General features: G+C 61.9%; 25 protein-coding genes. 11 read left to right on the top strand and 14 right to left on the bottom strand.

The window, feature by feature from the left end:
* Nucleotides 1-11 precede the first annotated feature (11 nt).
* Nucleotides 12-1,880, bottom strand: a complete 1,869-nt coding sequence (htpG, locus tag ISP15_RS11015; RefSeq protein WP_404547372.1) for a molecular chaperone HtpG — start codon at nt 1,878-1,880, stop codon at nt 12-14.
* Nucleotides 1,881-1,988: 108 nt separating this feature from the next.
* The gene (gene htpX, locus ISP15_RS11010) at nt 1,989-2,882 is read right to left on the bottom strand and encodes a protease HtpX (protein ID WP_404547371.1); all 894 of its coding nucleotides are present in this window, start codon (nt 2,880-2,882) and stop codon (nt 1,989-1,991) included.
* A 145-nt stretch (nt 2,883-3,027) separates the two neighbouring features.
* Between htpX and gluQRS the strand changes: the two genes are divergently transcribed.
* Both gluQRS and phbB read left to right on the top strand, forming a co-directional pair.
* Entirely contained in the window at nt 3,028-3,894 is an 867-nt protein-coding gene (gluQRS, locus tag ISP15_RS11005) for a tRNA glutamyl-Q(34) synthetase GluQRS (protein WP_404547369.1), read from the top strand.
* Between the two features lie 139 nt (nt 3,895-4,033).
* Nucleotides 4,034-4,774: an acetoacetyl-CoA reductase gene (gene phbB / locus ISP15_RS11000; protein ID WP_404547368.1), complete on the top strand. Its 741-nt coding sequence runs from the start codon at nt 4,034-4,036 to the stop codon at nt 4,772-4,774.
* Nucleotides 4,775-4,850: 76 nt separating this feature from the next.
* Here phbB and ISP15_RS10995 read toward each other — a convergent pair whose 3' ends face one another.
* On the bottom strand, nt 4,851-5,639 hold the full coding sequence (locus tag ISP15_RS10995; RefSeq protein ID WP_404547367.1) for a tRNA threonylcarbamoyladenosine dehydratase: 789 nt from the start codon (nt 5,637-5,639) through the stop codon (nt 4,851-4,853).
* 146 nt (nt 5,640-5,785) lie between these two features.
* On the opposite strand from ISP15_RS10995, the gene ISP15_RS10990 reads away from it, so the two are divergent.
* Complete coding sequence (locus ISP15_RS10990; RefSeq protein WP_404547366.1) at nt 5,786-6,175, top strand: cytochrome C; 390 nt, start codon at nt 5,786-5,788, stop codon at nt 6,173-6,175.
* Between the two features lie 3 nt (nt 6,176-6,178).
* On the opposite strand, the gene ISP15_RS10985 is transcribed toward ISP15_RS10990, so the two are convergent.
* The 7 genes from ISP15_RS10985 to ISP15_RS10955 form a co-directional block, all read right to left on the bottom strand.
* A complete protein-coding gene (locus ISP15_RS10985) occupies nt 6,179-7,711 on the bottom strand; it encodes a glycosyltransferase family 39 protein (protein WP_404547365.1) in 1,533 nt (510 codons plus the stop codon).
* Between the two features lie 290 nt (nt 7,712-8,001).
* Nucleotides 8,002-8,304 carry an Mpo1-like protein gene (locus tag ISP15_RS10980; RefSeq protein WP_404547364.1) on the bottom strand — a complete coding sequence of 101 codons (303 nt, stop codon included), beginning with the start codon at nt 8,302-8,304 and terminating at the stop codon, nt 8,002-8,004.
* Between the two features lie 30 nt (nt 8,305-8,334).
* Nucleotides 8,335-8,493 (bottom strand): hypothetical protein, encoded by a 159-nt coding sequence (locus ISP15_RS10975; protein WP_404547363.1) that lies wholly within the window; start codon nt 8,491-8,493, stop codon nt 8,335-8,337.
* A gap of 359 nt (nt 8,494-8,852) precedes the next feature.
* Nucleotides 8,853-9,911, bottom strand: a complete 1,059-nt coding sequence (locus tag ISP15_RS10970) for an NADH:flavin oxidoreductase/NADH oxidase (protein WP_404547362.1) — start codon at nt 9,909-9,911, stop codon at nt 8,853-8,855.
* Nucleotides 9,912-9,990: 79 nt separating this feature from the next.
* Nucleotides 9,991-10,866: an alpha/beta hydrolase family protein gene (locus ISP15_RS10965; protein WP_404547361.1), complete on the bottom strand. Its 876-nt coding sequence runs from the start codon at nt 10,864-10,866 to the stop codon at nt 9,991-9,993.
* A gap of 82 nt (nt 10,867-10,948) precedes the next feature.
* The gene (locus tag ISP15_RS10960; RefSeq protein WP_404547360.1) at nt 10,949-11,161 is read right to left on the bottom strand and encodes a cold-shock protein; all 213 of its coding nucleotides are present in this window, start codon (nt 11,159-11,161) and stop codon (nt 10,949-10,951) included.
* Nucleotides 11,162-11,432: 271 nt separating this feature from the next.
* A complete protein-coding gene (locus ISP15_RS10955; RefSeq protein WP_114823570.1) occupies nt 11,433-11,642 on the bottom strand; it encodes a cold-shock protein in 210 nt (69 codons plus the stop codon).
* Between the two features lie 588 nt (nt 11,643-12,230).
* Between ISP15_RS10955 and ISP15_RS10950 the strand changes: the two genes are divergently transcribed.
* The gene (locus ISP15_RS10950; protein ID WP_404547359.1) at nt 12,231-12,623 is read left to right on the top strand and encodes a hypothetical protein; all 393 of its coding nucleotides are present in this window, start codon (nt 12,231-12,233) and stop codon (nt 12,621-12,623) included.
* Between the two features lie 10 nt (nt 12,624-12,633).
* Here the strand turns inward: ISP15_RS10950 and ISP15_RS10945 are convergent, their stop codons facing one another.
* The gene (locus ISP15_RS10945) at nt 12,634-13,902 is read right to left on the bottom strand and encodes a winged helix-turn-helix domain-containing protein (RefSeq protein ID WP_404547358.1); all 1,269 of its coding nucleotides are present in this window, start codon (nt 13,900-13,902) and stop codon (nt 12,634-12,636) included.
* Between the two features lie 339 nt (nt 13,903-14,241).
* Here ISP15_RS10945 and ISP15_RS10940 point away from each other — a divergent pair, with 339 nt between their 5' ends.
* Nucleotides 14,242-14,538, top strand: a complete 297-nt coding sequence (locus ISP15_RS10940) for a hypothetical protein (protein ID WP_404547357.1) — start codon at nt 14,242-14,244, stop codon at nt 14,536-14,538.
* Nucleotides 14,539-14,671: 133 nt separating this feature from the next.
* A complete protein-coding gene (locus tag ISP15_RS10935; protein WP_404547356.1) occupies nt 14,672-15,751 on the top strand; it encodes a phospholipase A in 1,080 nt (359 codons plus the stop codon).
* A gap of 137 nt (nt 15,752-15,888) precedes the next feature.
* On the opposite strand, the gene ISP15_RS10930 is transcribed toward ISP15_RS10935, so the two are convergent.
* A complete protein-coding gene (locus ISP15_RS10930) occupies nt 15,889-16,371 on the bottom strand; it encodes an FKBP-type peptidyl-prolyl cis-trans isomerase (protein ID WP_404547393.1) in 483 nt (160 codons plus the stop codon).
* Between the two features lie 124 nt (nt 16,372-16,495).
* Between ISP15_RS10930 and ISP15_RS10925 the strand changes: the two genes are divergently transcribed.
* Together ISP15_RS10925 and dacB are read left to right on the top strand one after the other, a co-directional pair.
* Nucleotides 16,496-17,833 carry an MATE family efflux transporter gene (locus ISP15_RS10925; RefSeq protein WP_404547355.1) on the top strand — a complete coding sequence of 446 codons (1,338 nt, stop codon included), beginning with the start codon at nt 16,496-16,498 and terminating at the stop codon, nt 17,831-17,833.
* On the top strand, nt 17,788-19,428 hold the full coding sequence (gene dacB, locus ISP15_RS10920) for a D-alanyl-D-alanine carboxypeptidase/D-alanyl-D-alanine endopeptidase (protein WP_404547354.1): 1,641 nt from the start codon (nt 17,788-17,790) through the stop codon (nt 19,426-19,428). Before ISP15_RS10925 ends, dacB begins: the two co-directional genes overlap by 46 nt.
* A 22-nt stretch (nt 19,429-19,450) precedes the next feature.
* Here dacB and ISP15_RS10915 read toward each other — a convergent pair whose 3' ends face one another.
* Nucleotides 19,451-19,927 (bottom strand): glutathione peroxidase, encoded by a 477-nt coding sequence (locus ISP15_RS10915; protein WP_404547353.1) that lies wholly within the window; start codon nt 19,925-19,927, stop codon nt 19,451-19,453.
* Between the two features lie 96 nt (nt 19,928-20,023).
* On the opposite strand from ISP15_RS10915, the gene ISP15_RS10910 reads away from it, so the two are divergent.
* From ISP15_RS10910 to ISP15_RS10900, 3 genes are all read left to right on the top strand, one after another.
* Nucleotides 20,024-21,034 carry a methionine ABC transporter ATP-binding protein gene (locus tag ISP15_RS10910; RefSeq protein WP_404547352.1) on the top strand — a complete coding sequence of 337 codons (1,011 nt, stop codon included), beginning with the start codon at nt 20,024-20,026 and terminating at the stop codon, nt 21,032-21,034.
* Entirely contained in the window at nt 21,031-21,723 is a 693-nt protein-coding gene (locus ISP15_RS10905) for a methionine ABC transporter permease (protein ID WP_404547351.1), read from the top strand. Before ISP15_RS10910 ends, ISP15_RS10905 begins: the two co-directional genes overlap by 4 nt.
* 109 nt (nt 21,724-21,832) lie before the next feature.
* Nucleotides 21,833-22,627, top strand: a complete 795-nt coding sequence (locus ISP15_RS10900; protein WP_404547350.1) for a MetQ/NlpA family ABC transporter substrate-binding protein — start codon at nt 21,833-21,835, stop codon at nt 22,625-22,627.
* Nucleotides 22,628-22,689: 62 nt separating this feature from the next.
* Here the strand turns inward: ISP15_RS10900 and pncB are convergent, their stop codons facing one another.
* Nucleotides 22,690-23,901, bottom strand: coding sequence for a nicotinate phosphoribosyltransferase (gene pncB, locus ISP15_RS10895; protein ID WP_404547349.1), 1,212 nt, complete (start codon nt 23,899-23,901; stop codon nt 22,690-22,692).
* Nucleotides 23,902-24,157: the final 256 nt, after the last annotated feature.

The following is a 24,157-nucleotide window of genomic DNA, read 5'->3' as shown; positions in this document are numbered from 1 at the left end:
GCGTTGCCGCGTCAGCCTAGCAGCACCCGGTTCAAGCGCTGCACGAATGCAGCCGGATCCGTTAACTGTGCACCTGCGGCAATTTCCGCCTGTTCGAGCAGCAGGTTGGCAAGATCCTTTGCCTTGCCATCGTCGCTTTCCGTCTCCACTCGCTTGAGCAAGGCATGTTGCGGGTTGATCTCCAGCGTAGGCTTGCTGGATGGCATGTCGTGACCCGCTTCGCGCAGCAAACGGGCAAGGTGCGGCGCCATCTCGTAATCGGACAGCGCCAGGCAGGACGGCGAATCGGTAAGGCGTGCCGATACCTTTACGTCGCCCACGCGATCGCCCAGCAATGCTTTCAGCTTCTTCAGCAGCGGCTCGGCGGCCTTGCTGGCCTCTTCCTGCTGTTTCTTGCCTGCTTCGTCCAGCGGCAAATCGCCCTTGGCGACGTTGCGGAGCTTCTTGCCGGCGTATTCGCTGAGGCTGCCGAGCATCCATTCGTCGATGCGGTCGGACATCAGCAGCACTTCGGTACCTTTGGCCTTGAAAGCTTCCAGCTGCGGGCTGCCTGCGGCCGCCGTATGGCTGTCGGCAGTGATGTACCAAATGGTGTCCTGGTCCACCGGCATGCGGCCGATGTAGTCATCCAGCGAGACTTTCTGCGCGCTGCCCTCGCCCTTGGTGGATGCGAAACGCAGCAGCTTGGCAATGCGCTCGCGGTTGGCCTGGTCCTCGGCGATGCCTTCCTTTAGCGTGTTGCCGAATGCCTTGTAGAAGGTCTCGAATTTCTCCGGCTCGTCCTTGGCCAGTTTCTCGATCAGGTCCAGCACACGCTTCACGCAGGCGGCCTTGATCCGCTCCAGCTGCCGATTGTGCTGCAGGATTTCGCGGCTTACGTTCAGCGGCAGGTCGTCGGCATCGACGACGCCGCGCACGAAGCGCAGGTAATTGGGCAGCAGCTCTTCGGCCGCATCCATGATGAAGACGCGCTTGATATAGAGCTTCAGTCCCTTGCGCTCGTCACGCCCGCCCATCATCAGCTCGAACGGCGGTTGCGCCGGCAGGTACAGCAGTGTGGTGAAGCTCTGGCTGCCCTCGACACGATTGTGCGTCCAGGCCAGCGCATCGTTGAAGTCATGACCGAGCGATTTGTAGAAGCTCTGGTAGTCCTCGTCGCTGATCTCGCTCTTGGGCTTGGTCCACAGCGCCGATGCGGCGTTGACGGCTTCCCATTCGTCGGTAGGCTGGTCATCTTTTTCGATCGGCATGCGGATCGGAAACGCGACGTGATCGGAATAGCGGGTGATCAGCGAACGCAGTTGCCAGCGCTTGAGGAATTCGTCCTCGTCGGCTTTCAGGTGCAGCACGATCGCCGTGCCGCGCTCGGGCAGATCGATCTGCTCCAGCGAATACTCGCCCTTGCCGTCGCTTTCCCACTTCACGCCTTCGCTGGCCGGGGCGCCGGCGCGGCGGCTTAACACGGTGACCTTGTCCGCGACCACGAACGCCGAATAGAAGCCGACTCCGAACTGGCCGATCAGGCGCGCGTCGCTCTTCTGCTCGCTGCTCATGGCTTCCAGGAAGCGGCGGGTGCCGGAGCTGGCAATGGTGCCGATATTGGCGACCACTTCGTCGCGGCTCATGCCCACGCCGTTGTCGCGCACGGTAATCGTGCGGGCCTGCGCGTCCCAGCTTACGTCGATATGCAGTTCGGCATCGCCCGCCAGCAACTCGGGCTGGGCGATGGATTCGAAGCGCAGCTTGTCGCAGGCGTCGGAGGCATTGGAAATAAGTTCGCGCAGGAAGATTTCCTTGTGCGAATAAAGGGAGTGCGTCACCAGGTGCAATACCTGGGCGACTTCGGCTTCGAATTTGCGGGTTTCGGTGGTTGCGCTCATAACGATGGCTTTCCAAGCATGTGGTCGTGAGTGATAACCCGCCCAGTCCGCAGCTGCTTCATCATGGCGAAGCAGGCCGGCCAGGGCGAACTTTAATTTCCTGTCGGCCTATGCCGCTGCGTTTTGCAACGCTGAAATACGTTCTTCCAGCGGCGGATGGCTCATGAACAGGCGTTGCAGCCCCTGGGCCAGCGGACCGGAAATGCCGAACGCCGCCATGGTCTTGGGCAAGGTACTTTCGCCGTGGTTGAGCTGCAGCCGCTGCAGCGCGGACACCATCGCGCCGCGGCCGGCCAGCCTGGCGCCGGCTGCGTCGGCCCGGAATTCGCGCCAGCGCGAAAAAGCCATCACGATCATCGAGGCGAACAGGCCGAACACCAGCTGCAACACCATGACCGAAACGAAATAGCCGATGCCGGAACCCTCGCGATTATCGCGGCCACCCGACATCCAGCTATCGACCAGCCGGCCGACGATGCGTGCGGCAAGAATCACCAGCGTGTTGAGCACGCCCTGGATCAAGGTCAATGTCACCATGTCGCCATTGGCTACATGGCCGATCTCGTGACCGAGCACCGCGCTGACCTGCTCGCGGTCCATCTGGTGCAGCAGGCCGGTGCTCACCGCCACCATCGAACTGTTGCGGGTCATGCCGGTCGCGAACGCATTCATTTCCGGTGCGTCGTAGACCGCCACCTCGGGCATGCCGATGCCGGCGTTCTGAGCATGGCGGCGCACCGTGTCCACCAGCCAGCGCTCGTTCTCGTTCTGCGGCTGCTCGATCACCCGGGCGCCGGTGGACATCTTGGCCATCCACTTGGACATGGCCAGTGAAATGAAAGCGCCCCCCATGCCGAACACGGCGGCATAAACCAGCAGCCCGGTCATGCCGCCGTAGCCGCGCATGGCCGCCCACTGGTCGATGCCGAAAAGGCGGCAGACAATGCTCAGCAGGAACAGGACGGCAAGATTGGTAAGCAAGAAGAGTGCGATGCGGCGCATAGTTGTCCCAGGTCGGTCACACTGACACTGAATGGAGAATGGTAATCCGAGCCTGGAGATTCGGGCAAAATTCCACCTTTCAAGAGCTGCGCGCCCCATCGCCTGAAGGCCGCCAGCACTCGGGCGGCTTACGTAGAATGGCTCGATGAGCTATCGCGGACGCTTCGCTCCTTCGCCCACCGGCATGCTGCATGCCGGTTCCCTGGCCGCTGCCGTGGGCAGCTGGTTGCGCGCGCGCCATGCGGGTGGATGCTGGCTGGTGCGGATGGAAGATATCGACCCGCCACGCGAAGTCGCCGGCTCGGCGGCAGCCATCATCGCCGCCCTGGCGGCTTTCGGCCTGGTCGCGGATGAGCCGGTCATTTACCAGTCGTCGCGCATTGCCGCCTACGATGCCGCTTTCGCGCAATTGCGGCGGGCCAACATGGTCTTTCCCTGCTGGTGCAGTCGCAGCGAGCTGGCCGCCGGCGGCGGCATCCATCGCGACGGCCGCTGCACGGCCCGGCCCGATCCTGGGCGCGCGCCGGCGTGGCGCGCCCGCGTGCCGGACGAGACGATTGCCTTCGTGGACGGATGGCAGGGCCCGCAGCAGCAACGATTGCGCGACGACGTGGGCGATTTCGTGATCCGCCGGGTCGAAGGGCTCTACTCCTACCAACTGGCCTGCGTCGTGGATGACGCCTGGCAAGGCATCACCGAAGTGGTCCGTGGGAGCGATCTGCTGGATTCCACCCCGCGTCAGATCTGGCTGCAGCAATGCCTGGGATTGCCGACACCACGTTATGTGCATTTGCCGCTGGTGCTGGACAGCGAAGGCCGCAAGCTGTCGAAGTCCGAGCGCTCGCAGGAAATCGATCCCGCTCACCCGATGCCGGCGTTGCGGCAGGCACTGGCATTCCTTGGCGTGCCTGCGGACGAAAAGGCCGTCCGTCCGTCCGCGCTGCTCGATGCGGCGCTCGCCCATTTCGACCCCAACAATTTGACGCATTGCAGCGACATTCCGACTCCGTAACCCGGTATAACAACGGGACGCAGCCGTACCATGTTCGCAATACCGAGAACCGATATTTCTTCATGTTGTCTGCGTATAACCCCAAGCCACCCGCACCCCTCGCGGTGGCTTCCACGTAGACATCCAAGGAGAGCAGGTCATGGCACAGCGCACGGCATTGGTAACCGGCGGAACCGGCGGCATTGGTACTGCGATCGTGCGCTACCTTGCCCGGCAGGGACACCGCGTCGCCACCAATTACCGCGACGAGGCCAAAGCCGAAGCCTGGCGCAAGTCGATGACGCAGGAAGGCATCGAGGTATGCATGGTACCGGGCGATGTCGCCGACCCGGCCTCATGCGAAACCATGATCGCCGCGGTCCATCATCAGTGCGGTCCGGTCGAGATCCTGGTCAATAATGCCGGCATCACCCGCGACACCACCTTCCACAAGATGACGTACCAGCAGTGGATGGACGTGGTGAACACCAACCTCAATGCCTGCTTCAATGTCACCCGTCCGGTGATCGAAGATATGCGCACCCGCAAGTGGGGCCGCATCGTGCAGATCAGCTCCATAAACGGCCAGAAGGGCCAGTACGGCCAGGCCAACTACGCCGCCGCGAAAGCCGGCATGCATGGCTTCACCATTTCACTGGCGCAGGAAAACGCGCGCTTCGGCATTACCGTGAACACCGTTTCGCCCGGCTACGTGGGCACCGACATGGTGATGGCAGTGCCGGAAGAAGTGCGCGAAAAGATCATCGCGCAGATTCCGGTCGGCCGTCTCGGCAAGCCGGAGGAAATTGCACACGCGGTCGCCTTCTTCACCACCGATGACGCCAGTTGGATCACCGGGGCAAACCTGGCGATCAACGGCGGACATTACATGGGTTGGTGATCGCGCGGAAAATGGCAAGCAGCAAGCGAGCAACGAGTGCGGCGGATGGACGAGCCGGTTCGTTCCTCGCTGCGCCTCACTGATTTCCGAGCAATTTCTCGAGCACCTTCCCCACCGCGGCGAACGCAAACGCGCCGGTCACATGGGTGGCGGCGCCCAGTCCTCCGCCGCAGGCAAGATTCAAGGCCTGTCCACCGGGCGGGCGGGTGCCGCATACGGTTCCATCCGGTTGCGGGTATTGCACGTTCTGCAGCGAATACACCGCCGATACGCCAAAGTAGCGCTCCGGATTGCGGGGAAATCCGAAATCCTGGCGAAGCTTCTTGCGGATCAGGCTGAACATCGCGTCGTGCTCGGTGCGCGACAGGTCGCGCACGCATATTTGCGTAGGGTCCGTGCGACCGCCCGCCGAACCGACCGTCACCATCGGCAATTTGCGGCGCCGGCACCAGGCGATCGCCTCCAGCTTCACCCGGAATGCGTCGCACGCATCCAGCACTATGTCGTAGCCGCGATCCAGCAATTCATCCAGGGTGGCGGGCGTAAGGAAGCGCTCGATCGCCTCCAGCCGGATCGCAGGATTGATCGCGTGCACGCGCGCCGCCATCACCCCTACCTTGAGCTTGCCGTACTCGCCATCCAGCGCGTGCAGCTGGCGGTTTGTATTGGACACGCAGACTTCGTCGGCATCGATCAGGGTGAGGCGTCCCACGCCGCTGCGTGCCAATGCCTCGGCCGCCCAGGAGCCGACGCCGCCGATACCGATTACGCAGACATGCGCCTGCGCCAGGCGGCTCACGCTGCCTGCGCCATATAAACGCTCCACGCCCTCGAAGCGCTCGCTGGGATAAACGGCACCGCTCACGGGCAGCCACCCGCCGCGGCTCGGTAAGTGTAGGGATTCACGCGCATGACCCGCTCAGGCTATTTCGTGCATTTTAACTGCTACCCGGCTGCCATACGGAGTGCGTTATGCTCCGCGTCCATCGCTACCCGGACAGGCCAAGGCAAATGCGCGCTGCTCTCCTGATTGTGCTCGGACTCGCCATCGGTATCATCGGTACCGTATTTACCATGCAGGCATTGAGCCAACGCAACCCGGTGCCGCAAGCCTTGATGGTGACCATGGGCTTCCATCGCCAGCAGTTGAAACTGGCGGTCAAGGGGCAGCACTGCGAGGCCACGGCGAACCTGGACCAGTTGCAGCATATGCAACTGATCGCGGCCGATATTCCGGCAGTCTTCCCGAATGCACCAAAGCCGTTCCAAGACCTGGCCGGCCATTTGCATGCCGCCTTGCTGACCGCCGCGCAATCGGCCCCGGCGGATTGCCCTGCCCTGGCCGCCGCGCTCAAGCCGGTCGACCAGGTCTGCAGCGAATGCCACCAACACTATCGCTGACGGTCAGTTCGCCGCCGACTCTTCGGACGCAGGGAACATCAGTATGGTGATTTCCTTGCCCTGCGGAATTTGCTCCGCTGGTGCGCCTAGCGCCCCTATGCGGCTCTTGAACTCGGTAAGCTCTTCGCGCTGACCGAGCGCGGAGCGACCGTTCACGGCCCACACCCGCCCGCCTTCGTGCCAGCGCGCCAGCGCCTGGTCAAGTTGCGAAGTCACCAGCGCGCTGGCTTCGATCGGCAAGCCATTTTTGGGCTGCAGCACCGTCAGCATGGTCGGGGCGTTCGGGTCGGCGGTAAACACCGTATCGCCCGGCCGGACGTTCGCCGCAAGCGTTGCGGCAGCCATGTCCCAGCGTGGCTTGGTCTCCATGCGGTAGACCGGCCCCAGGTTCACGACGCCGAGCAGGAACAACAGCGTGATCGCCAGTGGCAAGGTCCGTCGCGGCAACGCGGCGGCTCCCAGCCCGGCCAGGATGAAGAACGGCGCCGCACTCCACAGGATGTAACGCGGCAGCAACATGGATTTGAACAGCGAGATCGCCAGTATCAACAGCGGGAGCACGACCACGCTCAGCAGCACCACCCGGCCATCCAGGCGGCCACGCATGCGCAACAGGCCGACGCCGCCGGCCAGCGCTACCAACGCTCCCAGCAGCGGTACAGCCGTATGCAGCAAATCGAATTTCACCACGGCGCTCATGCGCATCAGGTACACGCTTGCGGTCACTACCCACAGGTTTTGCCAGCTCAGCGGTGGAATCCAGTCGAATTTTTGCAACATATGCCCGTCGCTGGTCACGACGATCGCAGCGTAGAAAGGCACGGTGCAGACCGCGATCGCCACCATGCTCGCCAGCCATTGGCGGCGAAAGGCATCGCGCGCATCCACTGATCCGCGCAAGCTGCGCCAGATCAGCCAGAGCGAGAGATTCGAAACAATCAACCATGGCGCCGCGGCACCTAGTACATCCAAGGCCGCTATCGTGCCAAGCAGGTAGGCCGCCCAACCCCAACGGTCCGCGCCGCCACCGCGGAGGTCGGCCGCCGCACGCAAGGGATCCTGCGCCAACCGCAACAGGCCCCACAAGGCCACGGTAATCAGCAAGGTAACCAGCGTGTAAGAACGCGCTTCCTGTCCGTATTGCACCTGCGACGGGGAGAGCGCCATCAGCAGTCCGGCGACCGCTCCCGCACCCAGGCCGCCGATGCGACGCGCAATGATGAACACCATGCCGACCGACAGCGCGCCGAACATTGCCGACGGAATGCGCAGCCATGCATCGCCGGAACCGAACAATGACGAAGCCAGTTGCAACAGAAGGAAGTAGGTCGGCATATGCCGGTTGGTGAAGCTGTCGGCAATCAATCCGTGAAAACCCAGGTGGATACGCTGGGACGTCAGCGCTTCATCGAGCCAGAACGGCTGGTGATCGATGCGGAACAGCCGCACCGCCAAACCGAGGCACAAGATTGCCGACGCCCAGGCCACATGGCTGGCCGACCATCGCTGAGGTATCGAGGGAGGTGTGAAAGACATGGATATCGATGCTCAGGAAACCGTAGCCATGATCAACACAAAGTTGATAGCAGACGCCCCGCTATTTCGCACATGAGGAAAGGCATGGTGGGACATGGCAGCCCAGCGGTGGTTCGGGGAAGGTGGGCAAATGTAACGCGGGTGCAGATCATCGGTTGTCAGATATTTTTGACAGGTTGCTGCGCGTTCAGACGCAAACGCCATGCGCCTACGGGAAACACGCGCGTTCGCGTCTTCGGTTCATGTTTCGTGGGGCGGCCGTTTGTCGACGCCGTGTCAAGCTTGTGCGATCACAGCCTGATCTTGCCGCGCAGTATGTCCCCATACATCACCCAATCGCCCATCAAGCTGTATAGCGGGTGGCGAAAGGTGGCGGGTCGGTTCTTTTCGAAAACGAAATGCCCCACCCAAGCAAAACCGTAACCTGCCACCGGGGCCAGCCACAGGAGCCCTGGCCGTCCCATCAGCAGCGCAAGTACCACGATCAGCACTACCAGTGAACTGCCAACGAAGTGCAGTCGTCGACAACGACGGTCGCGGTGCTCGTCGAGATAGTAGGGATAGAAGTCGCGAAAGCTGGTAAAGGCGGACATGGCGAATACCGATGATTCGACGCATTCAGCTTAACAGTACGCGAAGCTGGCGCGGATCGGCTTCTTCATCGGCATGCGGTAACGCGCCCCGCCTGGATGCCGTGCAGACACATCCATGCCCTTGCCAGGTCCGAAATCCACCGAGCCCATGTGATCAAAGAGCACGAACGGATCGACCTGGCGGGACACCTGGAGCCTGTTCCCACTATTCGCGCAGCCCGCGCCGAGAGCGGTTTGCTCGCAGGCAAGAGCGAGGCTGTGTACGCCCGCACATGACCGAGTGATAACGCCGTCTGTGGGCAAACAGATCTGGCCCTTTCGGGCCAGGCTTGCGTGGCCGCCATGCGCAGCGCGCAGCTTCTTGGCAGCCAGCCAGGCCTGCGCCGTGCACCGCCACATGACAACCACGCAACGCTAACCCCGGGCTACGCCAACCGTGCGAACAGGCTCTAGCGCCGCACCAGGCGACGCACGACAAAAACCACCGCCCAGGTCGTACAGCTGGGCGTTCTCGATCAGCGCAGGCGTGGATGGCACGCCCGGTTTTGTCACCAGGCCCGTTGATACTGCACTGGCGCCTCGATTGTTGCGCCCAGTTCCTGCGCGGCACGGCGCGGAAAGTACGGATCGCGCAGGCTGGCGCGCGCAATCAGCACGACGTCGGCCGCGCCACCGGCAAGGATGCCATCCGCCTGTGCCGGCTCGGTGATCAGTCCGACCGCGCCGGTGGCGATGCCTGCCTCTTGCCGGATCCTCGCCGCAAAAGGCACCTGGTAGCCGGGGCCGAGCGGAATCTTCACGTGCGGAACGAGTCCGCCGCTGGATACGTCGACCAGGTCGACGCCAAGTTCGCTGAGCTGGCTGGCAAGACGGACGCTCTCGCCGATATTCCAGCCATGCTCGGCCCAGTCAGTGGCGGAAATGCGCAGCCATAGGGGCAAATCCGCGGGCCACACCTCGCGCACGGCGCCGATCACTTCGCGCAGCAGTCGCGTGCGGTTTTCGAAACTGCCGCCATAGGCGTCGTCACGATGATTGCTCAGCGGGGACATGAACTGGTGTAGCAGGTACCCATGCGCGCCATGCAATTCGAGCAGCGTGAAACCTGCCTCACGCGCACGGATCGCCGCCGCACGAAAATCCGCCACGACCTTGCGTATGCCGTCAAGGTCCAACGCTTGCGGCACATGCCAATCCTTGTCGAACGCTACGGCAGAGGGCGCCACCGTCTGCCAGGCGCCCTGCCCGTCCGGTAACGGACCGCCTCCCTCCCACGGACGGCTCACACTGGCCTTGCGCCCGGCATGCGCCAGCTGCACACCTGCAACGGCGCCATGCGCGGCGATGAATGCCGTGATCGGCCGCCAGGCTTCGACTTGCGCATCATTCCAGATGCCGGTGTCATAGGCGGATATACGTCCTTCGGCCGATACCGCGGTAGCTTCCGCGATCACGGCACCCGCACCGCCTACCGCGCGGCTGCCCAAGTGCACGGCATGCCAGTGGTCAGGTACGCCATGGGTTGCCGAGTACTGGCACATTGGCGAGACCACGATGCGATTGCGCAGGGTGAGGCTTCGCTGAGCATAGGATTCGAACAGCTTCATGGGCGATATCCACTGGGGTCAGGCAAGGCAACATGGCGCCTGCGCCGCTACGATCAAGGGCGATACGCTACGCGGCGCCTCATGACCGCATCCAGTTCGCCAGCGGCGCTGCCAATGCATTGGGCTGTTTCATCCAGCTGAAATGATCGGCGGCCTGGCCGGACAGTTGTTCCGGCCCCACTGTGTCGATCCGTTGGGGCGCCTTTGGCATCTTGCCGAGCAACCATGCCAGCGAAGACGGCGGCACCATCCAGTCATCGCGCAGTCGCAGTGCAAGCACCGGTTGTCGCAGCGCGGCCAATTTCGGTTCGACATCCGCTCCAAGGCCGGCAACTGAATAACGGCCGGTGCGTCCACTGCGCGCCCAGTCCGCGATAACGCTGCGCGCCTCGTTGCCGCCGAAACCGATCGCACGTCCCGGAAAATGTCCCAGCAGTCGGGCCAGTGGCGTAGCAAGCGCGTAGGCCGCAAACATGACCGGGCGATAAGAAAAACACCGCCAGTAAGGTGCTCCACTGGCGACCAGCGCCATACCCGCCACATCGCAGGGATGAAGGCTGGCATAGAGGCACGCCAGCTGTCCGCCAAGGCTGTGCCCACCCATCCAGGACGTCGCCTGTGGCCAATGTGCCCTGGCTTCTGTCACGCCTGCGCGTATGTCCATTTCCAGCAACTGGTGATAGCCCCAGTCCAGGTGTCGTCCGGCGCGCCGATCACTGGAACCGATGCCGCGCCACTCGTGCAAGGCTACAGCGATGTCATGCGCGGCCAAGGCCTGTGCCCACGGCAGGTAATGCCGGGCCGGCACACCCATCGCCGGTAGCCAATACAAACTATGCAGCGGATCATCGATCGGCCGCGTCAGAATCAATTCGCTACGCGCGCCATCGCCGGAATTCACCGTGACGATGCTTGACCTCGCATGCGTGGCAAGCGGAATGGGTAATGCAGACATTGCGGCAGGTTAGCCAACACCCGCGCCAGACACAAAAAGGCCGGCATGCGCCGGCCTTCGTAGATATGTTGTCAAACTGGTTCTAGCCCGGGGTGACTTCATCGGCTTGCAGGCCCTTTTGCCCCTGCACTAGCTTGAACTCCACCTTTTGGCCTTCCTTCAGGCTCTTGAAGCCATTTCCCTGAATTGCGCGGAAGTGGACGAAAACGTCAGGGCCATTTTCGCGACTGATGAAACCGAAGCCCTTGGCATCATTGAACCACTTGACTGTGCCTTTCTCACGTTGATCCGACATGACTTACTCCGTTCGACCGTTTTACTCTGAGACCAGTCGACCCACCCGAGCCGACGGCTTACTGGGAATGCCGAGATCAAGCGAACCTTGCGGAAAACAGATCCGCAGAGCAGACACACGCCTTACCTAGCAGACACAGTAAACACAGGATAATGACTTCCGTGAAAAGATATGTGATGGAAAATTCACGCCAGGAATCACAATTGGTATAGTCGTGGTAATAAAAAAGCCGGGCATCAAGCCCGGCTTTTTAAATCGATTCATTAATCGATTAGGCAGCCATAACTTCATCGGCCTGCAGGCCCTTCTGGCCCTGCACAACCTTGAAGCTGACCTTCTGGCCTTCCTGCAGGCTCTTGAAGCCATTGCCCTGGATCGCGCGGAAATGCACGAAGACGTCCGGGCCATTGTCGCGGCTGATGAAGCCGAAACCCTTGGCATCGTTGAACCACTTGACGGTACCGATCTGACGATCAGACATGAAACACACTCCAAACTAGGTTTTTCGTAAAAATAGAGACTCGACCGCCGAGAGCGGGGCCGGCTTACTGGTGTGCTAAGGAAAACCCTAGGGGGTGAGCGATGAGGCAGATCGTAATCGGCTGCATCGGGTCACGTGACTCTGGTGACCCCGGCAAACACAGTGCGCTCATCATACTCGCAAATACAGGCATAAGGCGAATAGGCGTTCAGCTGGAATGGCCTTTTAGCAGGGGCGCTATGCTAGGGATGCCCTGATCAACGCTACGCAGGTGTCACCGCGGCTGTCTGTTCGCAGGCCACGGGGCCATCGGCGCACGCGGCGGACACATGGATGTATCCGGCTTTGGGGCGCGCGGAGGGCATGCGGACAGACAGCCACGGCCCCGGCGGATTGAATCTAAAACTAAAGTAATGGAGTGATGTCCAGAAGGCTCGCAGACTGTGCCGCGCCTTGGCCTGCCGCTTGAATAGCGAGTAAGACGGCGGCGCCAAGCAACTTACCCTGCGAGCCTTCTGGACATCATGCCACCTGCATAGCATTGATCAGGGCATCCCTAAGATAGGTTTTTACGTGTGGAAGAGCTTCATGGCGTTAGTTAATAAGGCAGGTTTCTTTCGGCAGGCCGGTGTTCGCTGGGCGGGTTGCTGGCTGGCAGGTTTGCTCTTGAGCGGCTGCAACCAGGCGATACGCAAGCCGGCAGCGCCCGCTCAGCCGCCTAAGCCCGCCATCATTACCGGCATCCCCGCCTGCGATAGCTACCTGAACAGCTATATCGCATGTCACCGCGCCGCCAGTATTTATTCTCCCGAAACCCTTGCCGGGCATTACCAGGCCATGCGCAGCAGCTTGCTGCACGATGCGAACGATCCGCGCGTGCGTCCCTACCTGGCGAATCGCTGCGCGGGATTGACGCAGCAATTGAACGCGGTCTTGCAGGGCCATTCCTGCGCATCGCCACAAACAACGGTTAACCACTAAAGGCGTGCCCTCAAGCACGCCAATACGCACGTAACGTCGAAGCGACCGATGCGGGGCGGCAGCGGCCAAGCCGTATCGTGGGCGTGCCATGCCAGGCGGCTGTCGCGGCCACCGCGTGCGCGACCTCCTCCAGCATCCGCGCCGTGGGCGTAATCTTTTCTTCGAAGTACAGCGCCTTCACTTCAAAAATACCCTCGGCACGATGAGCCTTGGCATCGAGGCGTCCGACCAGGTTTCCGCGATGCAGGATCGGCAGCACGTAATAGCCATAACGCCGTTTGGCAGCGGAGACATAGCATTCGATGGTGTAGTCGAAATCGAACATGGCGCTGGCCCGCGCGCGGTCCCACACCAGCGGGTCGAATGGCGACAGCAAGGCGGTATGCGTAGCGCGCAATCGCCCGGCACCGGCCTTTTCCAGTAACGGTACGTGGTCGCGGTGCACGTAGGCCGCGTTATCCCAACCTGCTACTTGGACCCGTAGCAATTCACCGGTCGCAACCAGGGGCGCCAACTCGCGTTCATCTACCGAAGGCTTCAGGCGGAAGTAGTCGGCTATCCATCGCGCCTGCGTCACACCGAGCGCACGCACGCTATCGAGGATGAAAAGCCGCCGCAGTTCTTCAGCCGATAACGCCGAGGCTGTTTCGTCAAAGGGCGGATCGAGCTTGGCGAGCACGCGCTCGGCCAGATCGTAGACGCGCTGGAAACGTTCACGACGCGCGACCATCAATTCGCCAGAAGCGAACCATGCCTCAAGCCAGCGTTTCTCCGGCTTCCACTCCCACCACCCGGAAACGCCGCGATCGACGCGCTCGAAATCAGAAGCGCGCACCGGACCGGTTGCGCGAATGTGCTCCAGCAGCGCCTGCATTTCCGTCAGGTTATTGTCCCTGGCGCGCGCTGCGTGCCGATCCGCCCAGTGCTTGCCTTGCGATTGCGCGCGCCATGCACGATGCAGCCCGAAGTCCGCCGCCGTTACGAAGCAGGCTTCATGTGCCCAGCATTCGGCGATGCGTCCGTCTTCCAGCGCGACATCAAGCCACGCTGGCGGGTAATGGCCCAGGCGGGCATACAGCACCAGATAAGGGCTGCGCGCCACTACATGGATGCTGTCGATCTGCAACAGGCGCATGCGCTGGATCGCCGCCAGCAGATCTTCGCGCCGCGCACGGCGCCGGGGTGCCTGCAGCAAGCCTTGTGCGGCAAGTTGCAGCACGCGCGCCTGGCCACGAGTGATGGTTCCGGCAAGAGATGAAGAGGAGCGCAATGGACGCATGCCTTCACGAAATCATGACCCGACTATTGTGCTGGCATTGACAGCAAGCTTGCTAACGTGCGTTCCGAACTCGGCTGGCCCGCCATCGGTTGATGATCGCAAGGCCGCAGCCGGCACCTTGATCATTGCCGCACGGAGCCAATCCCAATGAAACCTCGTATGTCCGTTCTTGTCTCCTTCATCGGTGCCGGCCTGCTCTTTACGGGCTGCGTTGCGGCCCAGGACCAACCGCCGGCGATGCAGCCCGCCATGGCACCGGCGGCGCCTGCACCGCCAGCGCCCCCTCCGCCACCTGCGCCCGCTCAAAGCCAGCCGATGCAACCCGCCGCAGCGCCACAGATGAATCAGCCGCCGGCCCCTTCGCAACCGGGCATGCCCGCCCAGGGCAACGCCGGTAACGGCAGCGCCACGTTCAACTCGGCCCAAGGCCAGGTCACGATCAATTCGACCATGAATCAGACGCCCTCCACGGCATCCCCGCCTTCGTTCGAGCAATTGTCCGGCGGATCGAAATACATCACCAGCGAACAGGCCAACGCCTACCCGCCGCTGGCCAATGATTTCAGCTATGTCGCGGGCCACGGCAAGCGCATTACCAAGGCGCAATACGAGCGCTGGTTGAAGAACTTGAACTGACAAACCGCGATAGCGCGGACATTGACGTATCCGTCACGCCGGCCATCACGCGATGGCCGGTTTTTTTATTCTGGGTCCAGCATCGCTAGACTTGGGGCTATCGCGCCGGGGACGGGCGCTTTGGAGGTTGCCCATGAAACCGTGGTTCCGCTGCTTGCTGGCCGGCACGTGCGCCAGCCTCGGCATGTCGACGCTTCAGGCGCAAAACGTCAGCCCGTCGGACATCAAAGGTTGCACGGGTATCGAGAGCGATGCGCAACGATTGGCATGCTACGACCGCGCTACCGGCCGCAACCAGATGCCGGTGGCGCAAAAACGCAGCGAGCCGGCCGCGCCTGCGTCTTCGAACGTCTTTCGACAGGAGTCGGTTGCCGCCACGTCCACCGGCAACAATGCTCCGCTTTCGTTGCTGGACAGCCGTTGGGAACTATCCCCGGACAGCAAGCTCGGCACATTCAACCTGCGCGGCTACAAACCGATCTATGTATTGCCGGCATTCGCCACCACCAACCAGAACAATCTTCCTTCCAGTCCCAATCCAGCCAATACCGAGCATGTGCCACTGGGCATGCAGAACATCGAAGGCAAGTTTCAGCTCAGCCTGAAGACCAAGCTCTGGCAGGGAGTATTCGGCGATGTCGGTGACCTGTGGGTGGGTTATACGCAGGATTCCTATTGGCAGGTGTACAACTCGAAACTGTCGCGTCCGTTCCGCGAAACCGATTACGAGCCCGAGGCCATGCTGGTATTCGATACGGATTATCACTTGTTCGGCTGGGACGGACGCCTGCTCAGCATTGGTGTGAACCATCAATCCAATGGCCAGTCCGATCCGCTCTCGCGCAGCTGGAACCGCGTGATGGCGCAAATCGGCTTCGAGCGCGCGGATTGGACCATCATGTTCCGTCCCTGGTGGCGTATTCCCGAGAGCGCCGCGGACGACAACAATCCGGATATCAGCAATTACATGGGCCGCGCCGACGTGCAGATCATCCACGAATGGCACGGACAGGAATTTGGCCTGCTGCTGCGCGATTCGCTACGCGGCGGCAGCCAGCAGCATGGCGGCGGACGCTTCACCTGGAGCTTCCCGGTGGTGGGCAACCTGCGCGGCTATATGGAATTGTTCAAGGGTTACGGCGAGAGCATCATCGACTACAACCACAATGCCACGTACCTGGGCGTGGGCATTTCGCTGCTGGATTGGTACTGAGGCCTTCGCTGCGCGAGCACGGCAGCCGGGCTGGCGCGAAGCCTTGAAGTGCAGTCACTCGTCGGGCTCCCCGGATTTAATCCGGGAACGGTCCGAACTGCATGCGACCGCGCGAACCATCGCGCGGTCGCATCGCATCAATGATGATGACCGCCTGCGCCGTGCACATGGCCGTGCGCGATTTCCTCTTCGCTGGCTACACGCACTTGCGTGATTTCAATCTCGAAGTGCAGGGTCTGGCCGGCCAGGGGATGGTTGCCGTCGATGTGCACTTTGTCGTCGTCAACCTTGGTCACCGTCACGTTGATCACGCCTTGCGGACCGTGCCCCTGGAACTGCATGCCCGGCTGGATATCCTCCACGCCCTGGAACGCCTCGCGCGGCAGCTCCTGCATGAGTTCCGGATGATGCTCGCCGTAGCCTTCCGCGGCCGCGACGTCCACCTTGAACTGGTCGCCGGCCGCACGTCCGGCCATCGCCTTTTCCAGGCCCGGCACGATCTGGCCGCTGCCGTGCAGATAAGTAAGCGGTTCGCGGCCTTCGGAACTGTCGATCACCTGGCCATCGTCGCCGGTCAGCGTGTAGTGAAAGGAAGCAACGGAATTATCGGCGATCTGCATGATGGTCTCGCGGTAGTGAAGGACGCCGACCTTCGCCGACGACAGGATTGGCAAGGGTAACATCCATGAGGCCCGGGCACCTCGCCGCGTGCCAGAATGGCCGCAAAACGGCCCGATTTCTCCCATGACCGCATTCCTCGAAGCCTGGCGCCATCGCCCGACTCATCAGCAAGTGTGGGCACTGGCGGCCCCCATGATCCTGTCCAATCTCACGGTGCCGCTGGTAGCGCTGGTAGACAGCACCGTGGCCGGTCATTTACCGCAAACCCAGGACCTTGGTGCCGTAACCGTCGGCAGCGCGGTATACGCCCTGCCGGTATGGAGCCTGGGTTTTCTGCGCATGGGCACCACCGGCTTTGTTGCACAGGCCAAGGGTGCGGGCGATGCATCGGGATTGCGCACCGTGCAGGCACAGGCTTTGCTGCTTGCCGCCTCGCTTGGCCTGTTGGTGGGTGGCTTGATGGTGCCGCTGCTACCGTGGCTGGTCAGCCAGATGCACTCCACGCCATTGCTATCCGGGCGCGCGCTGGACTACCTGTACCTGCGCTTGTTCGGACTACCCGCCGCGCTGCTCAACTATGCGCTGGCCGGCTGGTTCATCGGTGCGCAGCGCGCACGCACCACGCTGGCGCTGCTGCTGGTGACCAATATCGTCAATATCGCGCTGAACCTTTTGTTCGTACCCGGCTTCGGTTGGGGCGTGCCGGGTATCGCGCTGGCCTCGGTGGGGGGCGAATGGTGCGGCGCTGTCTACGGCCTTTGGCGTGCGCTTCAGATGGCGCGCAGGTTGGACGGCACGATCGATTGGCGCGCCATGCGCGCCTGGCAGCACTGGCGTCCCTTGCTGATGGTGAATCGCGATATTTTTTTGCGCACACTGGGATTGGAAGGCGTGTTCTTCAGCCTCTCGCTGCTGGGTGCGCGACTGGGCGACGTCACCGTCGCGGCCAATGCGCTGTTGCTCAATGGACTGATGCTCACTGCGTTCGGCCTGGATGGGCTCGCCAACGCGGTCGAAGCATTGTGCGGCCACGCCATCGGCGCGCGCGATCCCCATGCATTGCGCCGGGCGTTGATCGTGGCCGGCGGATGGTCGCTGATCGGCAGCATCGCTTATGCGTTGTTCTTCAGCGCAGCCGGAAAGCTATTCGTCAATCTGCAAACCAACTTGCCCGATGTGCGCGATGCAGCCTATCGCTATCTGCCCTGGCTGGCGGCGTTACCGGTCGTGGCGGTGTGGAGCTACCTGCTGGATGGCTTGTTCATCGGCGCGACGCGCGCGCGCGAGATGCGTGATGGGATGCTGGTATCCGTGGTTTTTTTTGCATGGCTCGCCTGGTTTGCGCGCGGACTTGGCAATCACGGACTATGGCTGGCATTTCTTGCTTTCATGGCTATGCGCGGGATGAGCTTGGCATGGCTGGGACTACGCCTTCGCCACCGCCATGCATGGATAGCTTGAGCTATCGCGTGCCGCGAAGCTTCGGCAATACTAAGCGCATGAAGCTCGCCGCATCGCGTTATCCGCTCCGCGTCGCCACCGCCTGTGCGCTGTTTGGCGCCATCGCCGTTGCCCAGGCAAGCGTCACGCAGGTATCGCAGATCACGGCATCCCACACCGTGCAGCAACTGGCTGCGGCGATCGATGCGCAGATCGCAGCTCCACGCTTTGCGTCGTCGCGTTGGGGAATCGATGTGATCTCACTCGATACTGGCCGCACGCTCTATGCGCACGATGCGGGCAAGCTGCTGCAAACGGCCTCCACCGCCAAGTTGTATACCGCAGCGCTGGTGCTGGATACGCTAGGCACCGATTACCGCATTCCTACACAACTGCTCGTCACGCAGCCGATCGTACAAGGGCGGCTGGAAGGATCGCTGATCCTGCGCGGCATGGGTGATCCGACGCTCGACACGCCGGGCACCAATACCGACTGGGCCGATCAGCTCGCCGCGCAACTCGCTGCAAGCGGCGTGCATGAGGTACAGGGCGACCTGATCGCCGACGATAGCTATTTCAGCGGCCCATCCGCCGGCTCCGGCTGGGAGGCGCGTGACCTGCAAAGCTGGTTCGCCCCGCCCGCTTCAGCTTTAAGCGTGCAGGAAAACACCGTCAACCTGATGGTGGAACCCTCGCGCGTTCCGGGCGAGCGGGCACGGTTGAAGCTCGATCCAGCCGATGCGTTCCCTCGCGTGATAAATACGCTCACCACCAGTGCAGGCAACACACGCAGCGATATCAACCTTTATCGCGCCCCGGGTGATATGACCTTATACGCATTCGGCCATATCGCCGCGCAATCCCAGGCGCAAACCTACAAGCTTGCGATGGCGGATCCGGCCCAGTTCGCTGGCACGCTATTGCAGGAGGCACTGGCGCGGCACGGTATTCGCCTGAAAGGGGCGCTGCGCGTACTGCACTGGCCACAACAGGCCGACATCGGGCTCGACCGGGCGGTGGTGCTGGCACAGGTGTTGTCGCCGCCAGTGATGGACGTGCTTACCCGCGGCTTGAAAAGATCGCAGAATCTCTACCTGCAAAACTTGCTGCAGATCGCTGGCGTCAAGGCACGTGCCAGCGCCGGACAGGTGGCCGATCCGGCGTCGGGCTTCCTCACGACGGAAGCCTGGGGGATACGTGCCCTGGACGAACTACTCGGACGCATCGGCATTCCACCCGAGGACAGCCAGATCGAGGACGGCGCCGGCCTGTCGCGCCAGGACTTGGCGACGCCGGCGGCCATGACGCATCTGCTCGTCTACCTGGCCAGGCAGCCTTATGGCGCGCAACTGCGTGACACGTTGCCGACCGCCGGCGTGGACGGCACGCTCCAATGGCGCATGCGCAACACGGCCGCCAGCAATAACGTACACGCCAAGACCGGCAGCATGAACGACGTGCGCTGCGTGGCCGGCTACGTGACGACGGCGTCGGGCGAACGGCTGGCTTTCGCCATCATGCTCAACAATGTCGTGCGCGAAGGCGACGAACCCAGCCCCAGCCGCACCCTTGACGCCATCATGGAGCAGCTGGCCGCTTTTCAGGGGCGCGGCTGAAGTCCGCAAGCGTGCCGCGCAGTCAGCGCTTGCGCAGATCCTTGTCGATCTTTTCCGGCGTGTCGGTCGGCGCATAGCGCTTGACCACGTTACCCTCGGCATCGACCAGGAACTTGGTGAAATTCCACTTGATCGCTTCGCTGCCCAACAGGCCCTTGGCCTGCTGCTTCAGCCAGCGGTAAAACGGATGGGCGTTTTCGCCGTTCACCTCGATCTTGGCGAACAGGGGAAAGGTCACCTCATAGCTGGTGGAACAGAACTGCTTGATCTCTTCTTCGTTGCCCGGTTCCTGATGACCGAATTGGTCACAGGGAAAGCCGAGCACCACCAACCCTTCGTCGCGATGGTGTCGCCACAGTTCTTCCAGGCCCTTGTACTGCGGGGTAAAGCCGCACTTGGAAGCCACGTTGACGACCAGCAAGGTCTTGCCGCGCCATTCGCCCAGTGAGCGCTCGTTGCCGTCGATGTCGCGCGCATGGAAGTCGTAAGCAGTCGTCATGGATCGCTCCCGGGTCATATCGATATGGCAGTCTACTGCAGCCCCGGCGCGGGTAGTGGCATAGAATGCCGGCTCCTCCATGGGCCAGGGTTCGCCGTGATCCGTTTCGTCGATGTCCACAAGTCCTACCGCGTCGGCGGCAAGGACATTCCAGCGCTCGAAGCTTTCAGTCTGGACATCGCCGATGGCGAGGTATTTGGCATCATCGGGCATTCCGGCGCCGGCAAATCGACACTGGTACGCCTGGTCAACTTGCTGGAACGGCCGAGCGGCGGGCGCATTCTGGTAGGAGATACCGACATGACCGCGCTCGCCGGCACCGCCCTGCGCGCGGCCAGGCAGCGCATTGGCATGATCTTCCAGCACTTCAACCTGCTCTCCTCCCAGACCGTCGCCGACAACATTGCCTTCCCGATGCGCCTTGCCGGTGGCAAGGAAGCCAAAGTGATCCGCGCGCGGGTCGACGAGTTGCTGCAGCGGGTCGGCCTGGAGGCGCACGCCAACAAATACCCATCGCAGCTTTCCGGCGGGCAGAAGCAACGAGTCGGCATTGCCCGCGCGCTGGCCAACCAGCCTTCCATCCTGCTGTGCGATGAAGCAACCAGCGCGCTCGATCCGCAAACCACGGCGTCCGTGCTCGAGCTACTGGCAGAAATCAATCGCGACCTGAAACTGACCATTGTGCTGATCACGCACGAAATGGACGTGGTGCGCCGGGTATGCGATCGCGTCGCGGTGCTGGATGGCGGCCGCATCGTGGAACACGGTTCGGTGGCCGATGTTTTCCTGCATCCCCGGCATCCCACCACGCGGCGCTTCGTCAACGAAGCGCTGCCCGAGGAAGCAGCTGGCGCACACGTGCCTTATGAACATGTCCCTGGCCGTATCCTGCGCCTGTCTTTTCGCGGCGAAGCCACCTGGTCGCCGACCCTGGGCCGCGTGACCCGCGAAACCGGCGTGGATTTCAACATCCTGGCCGGGCGTATCGATCGCATCAAGGACCTGCCATACGGCCAGCTCACGCTGGCGATGCAGGGCGCCAACCTGGATGTCGCATTGCAGGCCCTGCGCGACGCGGGCATTGACGTGGAGGAGCTTGCACGATGATCGCCACCCACCTGCCCTTGCTGCAAAGCCTGTTTCCCAATATCGACGACTGGGGCGAACTGGGCCAGGCCTGCATCGACACCCTGCTGATGCTGGGCGGCTCATTGCTGCTCACCGTTTTGATCGGGTTGCCGCTCGGTGTGCTGTTGTTTCTTACCGGCAAAGGGCAGTTGCATGCCATGCCCAAGCTCTATGGCGCCCTGTCGCTGGCGGTAAACGTGCTTCGCTCGATTCCCTTCATCATCCTGATGATCGTGCTGATGCCGCTCACCTATGTCCTGGTCGGCACCAAACTAGGCATCCGCGGCGCGATCCCGCCGCTGGTGATCGGCGCTGCGCCGTTTTTTGCCCGCCTGGTGGAAACGGCCTTGCGCGAAGTGGAGTACGGCGTGATCGAAGCCTCGCAGGCCATGGGCGCCAGCACCTGGCAGATTGTCCGCCATGTGCTGCTGCCGGAGGCACGCGCCAGCCTGTGGGCGGGGGTGACGGTTACCGCCATTGCGCTGGTCGGCTACACGGCCATGGGCGGCGCCATCGGGGCCGGGGGCCTCGGCGACCTGGCGTATCGCTATGGTTACCTGAGTTATAAATCCGACTATATGGTGGTGACCGTGCTGTTGCTGATTGTGCTGGTGCAGTTGTTGCAGATGCTTGGCGATCGCATCGTTGCCCATTACAGCCGGCGCTGAATCGTCAGCGAAGCTCGATCCGGCCTGCCGAACCACGCCAGCGGGCAGCTTTGCATCCAGACGTCTGGACGGCTACTCTGATGCGATGCACAAGAACTGGAACGTATTCATGAAAAAGCTCCTGGCTTTCCTTGCCGCCCTGCTCTTGGCCGGCTGCTCGTCGTCCAATTCCGATAGCGCAAATGGCCAGACACTGACCGTGGCCGCCACCGCGGTGCCGCATGCGGAGATCCTCAAGCAGGTCAAGCCCATCCTCGCGAAGGAAGGCGTGAATCTGCAGATCAAGGTATTTGCCGACTATGTGCAGCCCAACCTGCAGGTGGCCGAAAAGAGCATCGACGTGAATTACTTCCAGACCAAGCCCTACCTGGATGCCTTCAATCGCGAACGCAAAACCAACCTGGTGATCATTACCGGCGTACACATCGAACCGTTCGGCGCCTATTCGCACAAGTTCAAATCGATCGACCAGTTGCCCGATGGCGCCACCGTCGCGATCCCGAACGATCCCAGCAACAATAGCCGCGCCCTGCTGCTGCTCGCCAAGCATGGCCTGATTACGCTGAAGGATCCCAACGACGAACTGGCTACCCTCAAGGACATCACGGCCAATCCCAGGCATCTGCAATTCAAGGAACTGGAGGCGGCCATGCTGCCGCGCACTTTGGACGAAGTGGATCTGGCGCTGATCAATACCAATTACGCGCTAGCCGCCGGACTGAACCCAACCAAGGATGCGTTGCTGATCGAGGACAAGAACTCGCCCTACGTGAATTATCTGGTCGGCCGTCCGGACAATCAGAACGATCCGCGCGTCCAGAAACTCGCCAAGGCCTTGACCAGCCCGCAGGTCAAGGCCTTCATCGAACAGAAATACCACGGTGCCGTATTGCCTGCGTTTTGAATAACGGGATGAATCGTGCATGGCCAGGGGCCGATTCCATCCGCCCCTCGTGTCATGTCGATTTACGTTTCCCGGTACGCCTGATCGCCCTCGCCAACGAGCACAGGAATGTCGAACACCTGCCGCAGATAAGCGATATAGGCTTCGTCCTCGCACATGTTCTTGCCCGGTGAATCGCTCAATTTGGCCACCGGCTGGCCGTTGCAGCGGACCATCTTGATCACGATGTTGAGCGGCGTGGGGCCAACATCGTTGGTGAGATTGGTACCGACGCCGAAGGCGAGCAGGCAACGCCCACGGAAGTGCTGGTAAAGCTTCATGACCTTGGCAATATCAAGGCCATCGCTGAACACCAGGATCTTGCTGCGTGGGTCGACGCGATTGGCCTGGTAATGCGCCAGCACGCGCTCGCCCCACGCGAACGGATCGCCCGAATCGTGCCGCGTACCGTCGAACAGCTTGCAGAAATACATATCGAAATCGCGCAGGAACGCGGAAAGGCCGTAGACGTCCGATAACGCGATACCCAGGTCACCCCGGTACTCCTTCGCCCACGCCTCCAGTGCGGCCACCTGCGAATCACGCAGCCGTGGACCAAGCGCCTGATGCGCCTGCAGATATTCATGCGCCAGTGTGCCCAGCGGGCGCAGCCCCAGCTGCCGGGCCAGCCATACATTGCTGGTACCGGCCAGTTGATCGCGCAAGCCTGCGTGCAGGGTCGTCACCACTTCCTTGTGCCATTGGCGCGAGAACCGGCGACGGGTACCGTAATCAGCAATGCGGCATTCGGCATAGCCGGGAGCATCGCGCAATAGCGTGATCTTGTCCGCCAAGCGGCGGCGGCCCTCGGCAAGATCCAACTGCGCGTTCGTGTTGCGGAAATAGACTTCGTTGACGATGGCCAGCAACGGCACTTCGAACAGGATCGTATGTAGCCAAGGGCCGCAGATGCGAATCTCGATCTCACCGTTCTGCCGAGGCGACGGCGCGATATCCACGTATTTGGCGTTGAGCTGGAATAATCCCAGGAAATCGATGAAGTCGCTCTTGAAGAAACGCCAGGTGCGCAGGTATTCCAGCTCTTGCTCGGTAAAGCGCAAGCCGCACAGGGCATGCAGTTCGTCGCGGATCTCGTCGATGTAGGGCACCAGGTCGATGCCCGGATTACGGCACTTGAAGCGATACTCCACCTGCGCGGCTGGATACTGATGCAGCACGACCTGCATCATGGAAAATTTGTACAGGTCGGTATCGAGCAGGGAACTGACGATCATGGGCATCCATGTCGGAAAGAGGAACGCCGGCCATAATGCCGCTGCCGGCAATTATCCTGCCGGAATCGCAATCGTGAACAGTGCGTCGAGAAACGGAAAGGGAAATAAAAAACCCCGGCAGCCAGGGGAATAACTGCCGGGGTTTGTTAGGTTGCGTTCCGGGGGGAGGGTAAACTTAGGAACCAACCCCTGGATGCCACGATGTTTTGTGCCATCCGCTCGTCGCCTCACGGCGATACGACTACTTAGTGTGGCC

This window comes from Dyella jejuensis (assembly GCF_044904675.1).
Classification (GTDB): domain Bacteria; phylum Pseudomonadota; class Gammaproteobacteria; order Xanthomonadales; family Rhodanobacteraceae; genus Dyella_B; species Dyella_B jejuensis.
Note: the sequence above shows the minus strand (reverse complement) of the source record. Positions and strands in the feature narration are given on the sequence as shown.